The organism is Flagellimonas sp. (assembly GCF_965233845.1).
Classification (GTDB): Bacteria; Bacteroidota; Bacteroidia; order Flavobacteriales; family Flavobacteriaceae; genus Flagellimonas.
In genome coordinates this window covers 3,513,819-3,525,351 of the sequence record NZ_OZ247584.1, presented here as the reverse complement: position 1 = coordinate 3,525,351, position 11,533 = coordinate 3,513,819, and the positions used below count along the sequence as shown (strand labels likewise).

General features: G+C 41.0%; 13 protein-coding genes. 4 read left to right on the top strand and 9 right to left on the bottom strand.

The window, feature by feature from the left end:
• Window positions 1–50 precede the first annotated feature (50 nt).
• The 3 genes from ACO6S0_RS15640 to ACO6S0_RS15630 are packed head-to-tail and all read right to left on the bottom strand — an operon-like array spanning window position 51 to window position 3,114.
• Window positions 51–794: a uroporphyrinogen-III synthase gene (locus ACO6S0_RS15640; protein WP_422349251.1), complete on the bottom strand. Its 744-nt coding sequence runs from the start codon at window positions 792–794 to the stop codon at window positions 51–53.
• A gap of 6 nt (window positions 795–800) precedes the next feature.
• Window positions 801–1,457, bottom strand: a complete 657-nt coding sequence (locus ACO6S0_RS15635; RefSeq protein ID WP_422349250.1) for a DUF4271 domain-containing protein — start codon at window positions 1,455–1,457, stop codon at window positions 801–803.
• Window positions 1,444–3,114, bottom strand: coding sequence for an ArnT family glycosyltransferase (locus ACO6S0_RS15630; protein ID WP_422349249.1), 1,671 nt, complete (start codon window positions 3,112–3,114; stop codon window positions 1,444–1,446). The genes ACO6S0_RS15635 and ACO6S0_RS15630 overlap by 14 nt, the downstream gene beginning before the upstream one ends.
• Window positions 3,115–3,235: 121 nt before the next feature.
• Here ACO6S0_RS15630 and ACO6S0_RS15625 point away from each other — a divergent pair, with 121 nt between their 5' ends.
• Genes ACO6S0_RS15625 through ACO6S0_RS15615 form a run of 3 tightly spaced genes read left to right on the top strand, consistent with a single transcriptional unit; the run spans window position 3,236 to window position 5,734 of the window.
• Complete coding sequence (locus ACO6S0_RS15625) at window positions 3,236–3,964, top strand: polyprenol monophosphomannose synthase (RefSeq protein ID WP_422349248.1); 729 nt, start codon at window positions 3,236–3,238, stop codon at window positions 3,962–3,964.
• 1 nt (window position 3,965) lies between these two features.
• Window positions 3,966–5,300 carry a dihydroorotase gene (locus ACO6S0_RS15620; protein ID WP_422349247.1) on the top strand — a complete coding sequence of 445 codons (1,335 nt, stop codon included), beginning with the start codon at window positions 3,966–3,968 and terminating at the stop codon, window positions 5,298–5,300.
• 2 nt (window positions 5,301–5,302) lie between these two features.
• Window positions 5,303–5,734, top strand: a complete 432-nt coding sequence (locus ACO6S0_RS15615; RefSeq protein ID WP_422349246.1) for a DUF4296 domain-containing protein — start codon at window positions 5,303–5,305, stop codon at window positions 5,732–5,734.
• Here the strand turns inward: ACO6S0_RS15615 and ACO6S0_RS15610 are convergent.
• Window positions 5,731–6,729 carry an NAD-dependent epimerase/dehydratase family protein gene (locus ACO6S0_RS15610; protein WP_422349245.1) on the bottom strand — a complete coding sequence of 333 codons (999 nt, stop codon included), beginning with the start codon at window positions 6,727–6,729 and terminating at the stop codon, window positions 5,731–5,733. The genes ACO6S0_RS15615 and ACO6S0_RS15610 overlap by 4 nt on opposite strands.
• Window positions 6,730–6,814: 85 nt before the next feature.
• Here ACO6S0_RS15610 and tyrS point away from each other — a divergent pair, with 85 nt between their 5' ends.
• Window positions 6,815–8,110, top strand: coding sequence for a tyrosine--tRNA ligase (gene tyrS / locus ACO6S0_RS15605; RefSeq protein ID WP_422349244.1), 1,296 nt, complete (start codon window positions 6,815–6,817; stop codon window positions 8,108–8,110).
• A 21-nt stretch (window positions 8,111–8,131) separates the two neighbouring features.
• On the opposite strand, the gene ACO6S0_RS15600 is transcribed toward tyrS, so the two are convergent.
• The 5 genes from ACO6S0_RS15600 to ACO6S0_RS15580 all read right to left on the bottom strand — a co-directional run bounded on the left by ACO6S0_RS15600 (window position 8,132) and on the right by ACO6S0_RS15580 (window position 11,503).
• Window positions 8,132–9,118, bottom strand: coding sequence for an acyl transferase (locus tag ACO6S0_RS15600; protein ID WP_422349243.1), 987 nt, complete (start codon window positions 9,116–9,118; stop codon window positions 8,132–8,134).
• A gap of 59 nt (window positions 9,119–9,177) precedes the next feature.
• Complete coding sequence (locus tag ACO6S0_RS15595; RefSeq protein ID WP_138837602.1) at window positions 9,178–9,501, bottom strand: T9SS type A sorting domain-containing protein; 324 nt, start codon at window positions 9,499–9,501, stop codon at window positions 9,178–9,180.
• Window positions 9,502–9,644: 143 nt separating this feature from the next.
• Window positions 9,645–9,953 carry a T9SS type A sorting domain-containing protein gene (locus tag ACO6S0_RS15590; protein ID WP_138837605.1) on the bottom strand — a complete coding sequence of 103 codons (309 nt, stop codon included), beginning with the start codon at window positions 9,951–9,953 and terminating at the stop codon, window positions 9,645–9,647.
• Window positions 9,954–10,101: 148 nt separating this feature from the next.
• Window positions 10,102–10,623, bottom strand: coding sequence for a hypothetical protein (locus ACO6S0_RS15585; protein ID WP_422349242.1), 522 nt, complete (start codon window positions 10,621–10,623; stop codon window positions 10,102–10,104).
• Between the two features lie 52 nt (window positions 10,624–10,675).
• Window positions 10,676–11,503, bottom strand: a complete 828-nt coding sequence (locus tag ACO6S0_RS15580) for a CARDB domain-containing protein (protein ID WP_422349241.1) — start codon at window positions 11,501–11,503, stop codon at window positions 10,676–10,678.
• Window positions 11,504–11,533 lie beyond the last annotated feature (30 nt).

The following is an 11,533-nucleotide window of genomic DNA, read 5'->3' as shown; positions in this document are numbered from 1 at the left end:
AGAAAAGCCCCGATACATCGGGGCTTTTTTATGCTAAAAATGGAATTTTTCTATTTGTTCACACTGGTAATGTACTTCTGAAGGGCCATGGTCATGGACGGCGTTTCAGGAGTAGGAGCCTGAATGTCTATTCGAAGACCAGCTTCAGTGGCGGCCTTTACCGTGCTATTTCCAAATACCGCAATGCGAGTATTTTTTTGTTCAAAATCAGGGAAGTTTTTCAACAAGGATTCAATACCCGATGGACTAAAGAATACCAAAACATCATAATAAACATTCCTTAGATCGGAAAGGTCACTGATAACCGTTTTGTAAAAAATCCCTCTTTTCCAATCCACTCCCAATTCGTCAAGGGCTTGGGGTACAATTGCTTTTAAGGTATCAGATGAAGGTAAAAGGAACTTTTCGTCCTTGTATTTTTTGATCAAGGGAACCAGTTCCGGAAAGGTTCGCTTGCCCACGTATATTTTCCTCTTTCGGTATACAACGTATTTTTGAAGATAGTAGGCCACAGCCTCGGACTGACAAAAATATTTCATGGTATCCGGCACCTTGAAGCGCATTTCCTCTGCTATTCTAAAGAAATGATCCACAGAATTTCTGCTGGTCAAGATAATGGCGGTAAAATTGTTGAGATCAATTTTTTGCTGCCTTACGGTCTTTGCCTGAACTCCTTCAACATGAATAAAAGGTCTGAAATCTACCTTTACTTTTTCTTTTTCGATGAGTCGCGAATAGGGGGAATTTTCTATTTTGGGTTCTGGTTGGGAAACCAAAATTGTCTTTACTTTCATAAGCTTTCAATCTTTTAGATAGCTTCCAACTATTACTAGGGGCGCAATTTCGAGTGTGCAAAGGTACAAAATAAAATAGAAAAAGTGGGAAATTATGACTTTTTGATGGTTCTTCATCAGCTTGAAGATTCCTATGGCATTAATGGAAGTAATTAAGATTAATGCCGCATAAATAACAATCTGGGAGTCCTTATATATGTATACCAATACAATATTGGCCACAAACATGATCAAACTGCTGTGGTTGAGGTAGGAAGTTTTGTTGAACAGTAAATCTATGACCATTCCCTGGGTATTAAAAACCATCCCTTTCCCTAGTTGCAGCAACATTTTTAGTAACTGAAACAACAACACAGCGCCAAATATGATAAAGAAATTGTACAGATAATCTTCTGGGGCCATTGGGGAAAAGAGTTTTTGTATCAAAAAAAGGAACAAGGATAAATTGATCAATTGAAAAATCGTCAATAAAATATGGAACCAGTTGAAAAGCCTCCCTTTTTTATTATACAGGACCACATACTTGTTGTTGAAAGGGAGAATCATAAAGTTCAGGAACTTATTTTGAAACAGATATTTTCCCAAGGCAAGTACTATCATGCTAAAAAATAGCACCATGGTCATCCAATCCAATGATTCAACCGTTTTGCTAATGGGTTCCATCTTCAATTTTTATGGGAGTTCCATTCAGTCCAGGGATTAGGTTTCCGTACCCCACCCCAATCCTAAAATAGCCCGCATTTTCCAATTTATCGGACTTTGGGAATTGAAATTTATAATAAGCCGTATCCTTCGACTTAAGAATTGTTTGGCCTGGGTTTACAGGCGCTACCTTAAGCGGTAGGCTACCCCTCACTTTTTTGTAAGCATCCGTATAGGCAACACGATACGTTAAACTGTCCAATGCAACATCAAAAGGATAGGGATTATAAATCTTTAGATTCCATTCCCTGTTGTCCGTGTTCTTTTCCACAATACAGGCCAATTTGCGTAGCGAATAAAAATTGTCCATAAAAACCCCAAAAAACTGGGTTCCCTTTGCGTTGAGGTACGAGAAATCCCCACTCTTGCGATACATGGATACCATGGCAATATTTTTACCCCTTACCCTTTCTTCGGAATCATCAATGGAATACTGATTTTTTCTGTAGAAGGCATTGTTCAAGGAAAAAGAAGGTTTTCCCGTATAAAACTCATACATGGGAGCCCTGCGATAGGAATTCTCAAACACAACCGTGGCATCACCCAATTTGGAATCCAGATCGTTTACCCAAGCTTTATTTCCATGGGCTTCATAAACCATGGGTAAAAGGGGTTGATGAACCAACCAGGCCCTGGCATAGAACATTAAAATGGCACTGGCAATGCCCATTCTAAACATCCATTTCCGACTTTGGGCATTTTCAATCAGATGCTTAAAGGCAATGATGGCCAAGGGGATGGAAATGATAATAACCCATTGGGTTTGTACCCTTCGGTTAAAACTGGATACAAAAAAGAACAGGATAACCCCATACGTAAGAAAGCGAAGGGCCCTTGAAAATTTATCAGAGTCTTTATCCTTGATCAAGGCAAAGTATACCCAATAGAACAAGAGACCAAAAATAGCCACAAGATTAAGGATGTATCCCAATGTAAATTTTTCAAAAGAATAGGCTTGATTGGGTCTTTCAAAAAGATGGTATTTAATGGAAACAAAGTCATGCTCAAACAACCACATAAAATGTGGAACATAGCAAATGAGAGCCACCACAACGGCCAACCAAGCTTTTCCATTAAACACCAGTTTTATATTCGACAGAAAAACAAAGAGGATCACCAAAACGGCATGGTACTTACTATACATCAAAGCGGCCATGACCAAACCTAGTGCAATGGCTGTCCAGTACGTGGGGTTTTCCAGAAACTTTTTATACAGTAGCAGAAACAAGGCTGTAAAGAAGAGCAACGGAGTATCCGGCAGCGTAAAGAAACCGTAGGCGTTCATCAAGGTCATGGAGAAAAGAAGCAGGAAGAAGTGCCATACATACTCCTTTTTCTTGGGATGATCAATAGCCGACCATAAAACTACATAGGTGCCGACCGATAGGAGGCAGCTCATGAAACGAACCCCCAATTCGCCATCAAAGAACCAACTGCTGATTTCAATCAGGAAGGCCACCATGGGTGGATGGTCAAAATACCCCCAATCCAAACTTTGGGCATAATACCAATAATAAGCCTCGTCAAAAATGAGTTCCGTGAAGGATGCTTGAATGAGATTGAGAACAAAAAGAGCGGCCAGAAGAAGATAAAACAACCTGGGAAACTTTTGGGTCATCAATTGGAGTTTAGATGGGCCAAAGGTACAAATAAAGGTAAATACCTTAATTGGAACAGTACTAAAACTGTAGCCTTCCGCTAAGCAGAAAAGCTTATTTTTGCACTCTAATTGTGCGCTAATGGTAGATGGCATTGTGATCATACCCACCTTCAATGAAATTGAGAACATTGAGGCTATCATAAAAACGGTTTTTGATCTTAAAAAGAACTTCCATGTTTTGGTAGTGGATGACAATTCCCCTGATGGCACTGCACAAAACGTACGCACACTGCAAGAGCAATTTCCTGAGCGCCTGTTCCTAGAAGTCAGAAAAGAGAAGTCTGGACTGGGAACAGCCTATATTCATGGTTTTAAATGGGCCTTGCAAAGGGATTACGATTACATTTTTGAAATGGATGCGGATTTCTCCCATCGCCCTGCCGATCTTTCCAGATTGCATAGAGCTTGTTTAAACGGAGCAGACGTTGCGATTGGATCCAGATACAAAAAAGGCGTCAATGTGGTGAATTGGCCCTTGTTCCGAATCTTGCTCAGTTATGGGGCCTCCTTCTACGTAAAGATCATCACCGGAATGAAGGTGCACGACCCCACGGCCGGTTTTGTTTGCTATCACAGAAAAGTGTTGGAAACCATTGATTTGGACAAGGTGCGATTTATAGGCTACGCCTTTCAAATTGAAATGAAATACCGCGCTTATCTCAAAAAATTCAAGATCGAGGAAGTATCCATCATATTCACCGATCGCATCAATGGTAAATCCAAGATGAATTCTTCCATTGTCAGGGAAGCCATTTTTGGAGTGATTGCCATGAAGTTCAGAAGTATATTTTTCAAAAAGAGTTTTTAGCATGTCAAAGACCTTATTAAAGAATGCCAAAGTTGTCAATGAAAACCAGATTTTTGAGACAGACATACTTTTGGATGGAGAATTGATTTCCCGTATTGATCCAGATATCTCTGACGAACATGCCCAGGTCATTGATGTAAAGGGCGACCTTTTGCTTCCAGGAATCATAGATGATCAGGTGCACTTTAGAGAGCCTGGTCTTACCCATAAAGGTTCCATTGCCACAGAAAGTAGGGCGGCCATCGCGGGTGGGATTACCACCTTCATGGAGCAACCCAATACCAATCCACAGACCACAACAATCGAAAAACTGGAGGAAAAATTTGCCGTAGCGGCTAAGGATTCCTTTGCCAATTACTCCTTTCTTTTTGGGGGTACCAACGACAATCTGGAGGAATTGAAGCGTCTGGACAAAAATGCTTGTTCAGGAGTGAAATTGTTTTTGGGCTCCTCAACAGGGAACATGTTGGTGGATAACGAAGAGGTTTTGGAAAAAATCTTTTCCAACACGGAAATGGTGATCTCCGCACACTGCGAGGATGAAGGCACCATTAGAGCCAATATGGCCCATTACACCCAGCAATATGGGAATGATATTCCCATAAAACTCCATCCTATTATCCGAAGTAGTGAAGCCTGCTATCTTTCCTCTTCAAAGGCTATTTCTTTGGCTAAAAAGACAGGGGCAAGACTTCATGTTTTCCATGTTTCCACCGGAGTTGAGACCGATTTGTTTACCAATACCATTCCCTTGGAAGACAAGAAAATCACGGCTGAGGTCTGCATTCACCATTTATGGTTTTCAGATGAGGATTACGAAGAAAAGGGAACCTTGATCAAATGGAACCCTGCGGTCAAGACAGCCGTGGATAGGGATAAACTTTGGGAAGCGCTTTTAGATGACCGAATTGATATTGTGGCCACGGATCATGCCCCACATACCTTGGAAGAAAAAGACAACCCATATACTAAGGCACCGTCTGGAGGGCCACTGGTGCAGCATGCACTTTTGGCCATGTTGCAAAAGGAAGAAGAAGGCAAAATAGGCTTGGGAAAAATGGTGGAAAAAATGTGCCACAATCCGGCAAAGCTTTTTGATTTGGACCGAAGAGGTTTTATTCGGGAGGGATACTATGCCGATTTGGTACAAGTGAACCGGAATTCACAAAATCTGGTTAAAAAATCCAATATTCTTTACAAATGTGGCTGGTCTCCGTTTGAAGGTGTTACTTTTGGTTCTGAAATAGTACGGACCTTTGTCAATGGGCATTTGGCATTTGACCAAGGTAATTTTAGCACCGAACGCAAGGCTAAAAGGTTAACTTTCAATAGATGATAATGAAGCGTATGTTTCTTTGCTGCTTGGGGCTTCTACTGTTGGCCTGTGGGGAAGCCGTGATTGAAAAACCGGAAAACCTGATTCCCAAGGAAAAAATGGTTGAAATCTTCCATGATTTGGCATTGCTCAAAGCGGGAGGCGACAATTTGGAACCCATTCTGGAATACAAGGGAATCACCATTATGGACTACCTGTACGACAAACACGGAATAGATAGTGTCCAGTTTGTGGAGAGTGATTTATATTACGCGTCCGTGCCCTTGGAATACCAAGCCATTTACGAGGAGGTGGATGGCATATTGGAACGAAGAAAAAATGCTATGGAAGGGGTTACCATGAAAAAGAACGACAGTATGCGAAAAGCTCGAAAGCAAAAACGGGATTCCACCAACCTTTCAAAAGCTTCCAAAAAGGAGCAAGAAGTGAACTAGGATTTAAATTTCTCGCAACAAAAATCCAAGATTTCATCTAGATTGTCATACGTAAAATCCAAGGCCCTTTTTATTTTGGTGTTGTTGTAGATTTCCCTCTTATACATGCCTTTCACCATATTTTTGGTGAGTCGTCGCCTTTTACCTCTAAGTTTGCTCCGCAATCCGTCCCAGCGCCAAAAGAGTTCCAGCATCCAAAAAGGGATGGGCTTGTCTGAAGGGGGTACTCCCAGACGATTACATATTCTTTTAAAAATTTCGGCGTAGGTCAGGTTCTCGTTGACTAAAATGAAGCGTTCATTGTTTATGTCCGAATCCATCAACTGGGTCATGGCCCTCGTGACATCATTGACCGAGACAAATCCAGTTCCTCCGGGAATAAAATGCCTTTTGCCTTTTTGCGCGTAAGTAAAGAAAGAACCACTCCCCGATTTCCAAAAACCAGGGCCTAGAACCACTCCAGGGTTGACGACAACTACTGCCAAACCTTCTTGACTTCCCCGCCATACCTCCAATTCGGCATCATGCTTGGTAAGTCCATAGACCGAAACGTTGGTTTCGTTCCATTCATTTTCCTCGGTGGCCATCTTTCCCTTTACACTTGGGCCAATGGCAGCAATGGAACTCACGTAACAGAGTTTTTTCACCCTGTTCGCAATACAAAGATTTACCACATGGGCCGTGGCCTCGGAATTGGCCTGTATGAGCTGATCCAGTTGCCTGGGGTCAAAAGAGATCAATGCGGCACAATGATAAACATGGGTAACATCCTTAAAAGCATTTTCCAATGTACCTACATCTGTAATATCAGCTTGAACCCAAGTAATTTTGTCTAAAAGTGATTCTGGATGGTCCGTGTAGTAATCAAATACCTTTGAGACTTTTTCCAGGGATTTTTGGGTACGATAGGTTGCTTTTACCGACTTTCCGTCTTGCACCAATTGGAATAGCAAATGGGAGCCTATTAAACCCGTACCTCCTGTAACCAAAATCATGGGATAAAAATACCTATTTGCATTGGATTTATTGAAGTAAGTAAGATCTTCATTTTATATTTGCAGCTATGCTAAAGCAATGGTAATGGAAAAGAATTTTGTGCAGGAACTGCAGTGGAGGGGAATGGTTCATGATATCATGCCCGGAGCCGAGGAGCATTTATTGGAAGATATGCAGGCCGCTTATGTAGGTATAGACCCAACCGCGGATTCCTTACATATTGGTCATTTGGTCAGTGTAATGATGCTGCGCCATTTTCAGTTGGCCGGGCACAAGCCTTTTGCTTTGGTTGGGGGAGCCACGGGAATGATTGGCGACCCGTCTGGAAAGTCTGCCGAACGTAACCTTTTGGACGAAGCTACGCTTAGGCACAACCAGGAAGCCATCAAATCCCAATTGGGAAGATTCTTGGATTTTGACAGTGATGCGCCCAATGCTGCTGTCTTGGTAAACAACTACGATTGGATGAAGGATTTCTCCTTTTTGGACTTCATTCGTGACGTGGGCAAGCACATCACCGTAAACTATATGATGGCCAAGGATTCTGTAAAAAAGAGACTTTCTTCCGATGCCAAGGAGGGGATGTCCTTTACGGAATTTACGTATCAATTGGTTCAGGGATATGACTTTTTATACTTGTACCAGCACCATAATTGTACCCTTCAGATGGGGGGCAGTGACCAATGGGGGAATATTACCACAGGTACCGAGCTGATCAGAAGGATTGGTGGCGGAAAAGGCTTTGCTTTGACCTGTCCTTTGATCACCAAGGCTGACGGCACCAAATTTGGAAAGACTGAAGGCGGGAATGTTTGGCTGGATGCAGAACGCACTTCTCCCTATAAATTTTATCAGTATTGGTTGAACACCTCAGATGAAGATGCAGAGAAATACATTAAAATTTTCACCTTTTTGACCCAAAAGGAAATTGAATCGCTTGTGGAAACCCATAAGCAAGAACCACATTTGAGAGCCTTGCAAAAGAAATTGGCCGAGGAGATTACCACCATGGTTCACTCCAAAGAGGACTTGGAAAATGCCATCAAGGCAAGTAATATTCTTTTTGGCAAATCCACTTCAGAGGACCTAAAAACCTTGGATGAAAAAACATTCTTGGATGTGTTTGATGGGGTTCCCCAGGCCACCGTTTCCAAAAGCGAGCTGACATCTGGCTTGGATATGATTGGAGCCTTGGCGGCCAAGACAGGATTTTTGGGATCCAATGGAGAGGCACGCAGGGAATTGAAGCAGAATTCCATCTCCGTCAACAAACAAAAAGTAAAGGAGGATTACTTAATATCCATTGAAGATCTCATCAACAACAAGTTTGTGTTGCTTCAACGCGGGAAGAAGAACTACTTTGTTCTTGTAGCGGAATAGGTCTGATACTTTATTTGAAGTCTAAAGGGCCATTAGGTTGCAGCCCCGAACATCAGAGTGGTCAAAGCGGCCCAAAACCTCGAAAGACCCATCGGCAAAAGTTTTTCCCAAATCCTGGGTCGCGATAAAGGAGCAGGAATTTATATTGGCCAAATCAATCACGTTTATTCCCCCAGTTTTTTGATGGGATTGTAAGCTCAATGGGTCTTCCGTATCCCGAGTCAAAATTTTCATCCATGGTGGAGTTTGGAAAATCCCGTTGCCTTTGGAATAGGCTTGGGATAGCAGCTCTGTCATCCCATATTCCGAATGGATGGTGTCCACTTTAAAGGCATCTTTTAATATTGCATGTAATTCTTGCCGGATTAGTTCCTTTCTTCGTCCTTTCATTCCTCCCGTTTCCATGATGGTAGTGTGCTTTAAATCCATTGGGAATTGTTCGGCCAAATCCAACAGGGCAAAAGATACACCAATGAGCAAAGTCTGGGTTCCCGAAGTTTCCAGTGCCATCAATTTTTCTTTTAGTGTTGAAAGTTCATCAAGATAAAAACCACTATCGGGATGCTCCGATCTTGCAACCAAATCGTTGACCATATATACCAAGGACGAACCTTCTCTTTCCAAATAAGAGGGCAGCAGAGCAAGAGTGCAATAGGATTTCACATCGCCATAAAAAGCCTGAAATGCAGCCCTAAAACTTTGTCGATAAAGACTTAGATCGGTAATAAAATGTTTACTGGTGGAGCCAGCGGTGGTTCCGCTGCTTTCAAAAATGGCATCAGTGGGTTTATGGGAAGATGTGATGGTAAATGACTTAAAGAACTCTATCGGCAGGAAGGGGATGGCTGCAATGGAGTGCACCTTGTCCAGGGATTTACCCAAATGTTCGCAATATGCTCTGTAGACTTTGTTGTTTTGGTATTGAAATTCAAAAATTTCCAAGGTCAATGCCTCAAATTCCGCATCGGTAGCGATAGAAAAAATACGTTGGGATAGCGAACTGTTCATTGGGCCATAAAAGTACCCAAAAAAAATGCCCTTCTAAAGAAGGGCGGTATAAGTTGCGGCTATTTAATGACCAGTTTTCGTGTCATGGTTTTTTTGTCTTCCGTCACTTGTAGTACATAAACACCTGGAACCAATCGGGATACGTTAAGTGTATTGGTAGAGATTCTGTCCGTTAGCACTACTTCGCCAAACACATCATAGATCTTAATTTGCTTGGTACCGTTGGTTGCAGTGGTAACATAGACCTCGTCCCCATAAACGGGATTGGGATACATTTTAAATCCCTGAAGCTCCTGTACCTGTTCAGTGTTTACACTGACCAATTCCTGCCCGAAAGAGAAAAGTGGTAAAGCCATAATGAGAATAAAGTAGATTTTCTTCATACATGCTGATTTGGGTATAAGCAGTATAAAAGTATGTAAACAAGGCAATAATGGCTATAAAATGTTGTGAAACAAGGAAATGTGTTGGGAAAGTGGGTTATTTTGATGTGTACCCGATGAAATGCACCTCAAAATCTTGAAAACTACTTGATAATGAGCTTTCTGGTGGCCACTTTATTATGCTCAAACACCCTTAGAATATACACTCCTTTATCCAGATTGGACAGGTTGAGTTCCTTTCCTAAAATAGTGGTTTGAAGTACTTGGGTACCCAAAACGTCAAAAATGAGAATTTTCTTGGGTGCATTTTGTGTGGTCTCAATGTAGACCTTGCCATAAGTAACTGGATTGGGGTACAACTTAAACCCGTCAATATCTGAACCTGCTTGGGAACTCTGGGCGAATCCAAGGGAACAAACAAAAAAGAAAAAGACGAGGTAAAGGTGCTTCATAAAGTATTGGTTACAAAGGCTATGCCACAAATATAAATAAATTGATTCCTGATTAGAAAAAGCTTGAGGAAAAAACCCACACTTTTCGATAAAGTGCAAAAAGAAGCCCCCGTAAGGGGGCTTTTATCCAATAGTTCTAAAGCTGTCTTTATCTTTTTAGATTGAAGTAATCTATAAGTTCGTGGTAATTTCTCACGTCTAGATCGTCGCGACTTAAACCTCTTAAAGCGTTTGTTTTAATGGCTATGACATTTAGGCTTTCGAAATTAATGGAACCTTGGTAAGGCGCTGAACTGGTGGATTCTTCAACTACTAAGCTAAGTTTTGCATTATATGGTCTAGTGTATGCAATTTTAAAACCTTTTTCCAATTTGATGGTAGGTATGGAAGTCCATGTATTTGAGTTTTCAGAATTCGATGTATAAAATGGGAACAACAAAAAAGGTTCATTTTCAGAAAATCCATTTTGATTGTCGAGCTCCAAAAATTCCAAATCCAGGTTTTTTTCGAAACTTTGATGACCAAGTTCAATTAGAGCGGCATTTGCACCGAGAATGGTTTTGGGATAAGAATCTACCTCTTGTTGTGTTGGGTTGTTTTCATCTGAACATGATGCGAACAGTATTGCTAAGCTTAAGGAAATACAACTTATGAATGATTTAGTTTTCATTGCAATGGATTTTATGGTGTTATTAAGATATTATTGAACAGATTATCTGATATCAGTTGACGGCAAAGCGAAGAGGAAAGACGTTGTTGTTTTCATTTGATTCGGGATTGTTTTGATTGTCGTCAACTCGAATCAATAACCAAAAATTACCTCCAAAGCTATTGAAGTCGGATGTAAAAAGAGTCGTACCTACGTATTTACCACTACCTGAACCTATGGAGCTGAAATTTGTTGTTTTGATACGTGTATCGGAGCCACTTTGAAAGTTCTGGTCAGCGGACACGTAAAAGCCAATAGAACTTGATCTTGAGTCACCTTGCCCAGTATTTTGCACAAACACATCTATGGTGGCAATCCCTGTAGGATTATTGATATAGTGTCTGTCGCTTCCAATTTGGCTAAAGATGTTATCACATCCAGAGCAGTTACTATTAATTACTGAACCATTTAAATCAATGGACAAATCTGGCAGGGGATATGTAAAGTGATATATCTCCTCATGATTCCCGTAGTTGACCCGCATGGTGAACTGTTGGCCCGGATATGTGGAATAATTTTTAGTACTGGTCACCCACATGTTTTTGGTATGATAATTTTGATATATTATATCATAATCATCTTCCCTGTTCCAATAAATTCTTCCCAAACTGTTGGAAGAACTTGTTGAGTTACCTTTGTAGACGACAATGTCAATTTGATGATGTCCGTTTGAACTGTACGAATAATCTCCTCTGATTTTGAAATCGAAATTAAATTTTGTCCCGGCAGAAAAGCTTTGGTTGGCAGGTTCCTTTACCACAAAATCTATGATATCTATTTGCTGTGTTTGCGCAAATGATAAAAAGGTTGATAGTAAAAATAAAAATGTGATTTTTTTCATGATGAAGTGTTTTTAAAGTTATTTAAAACT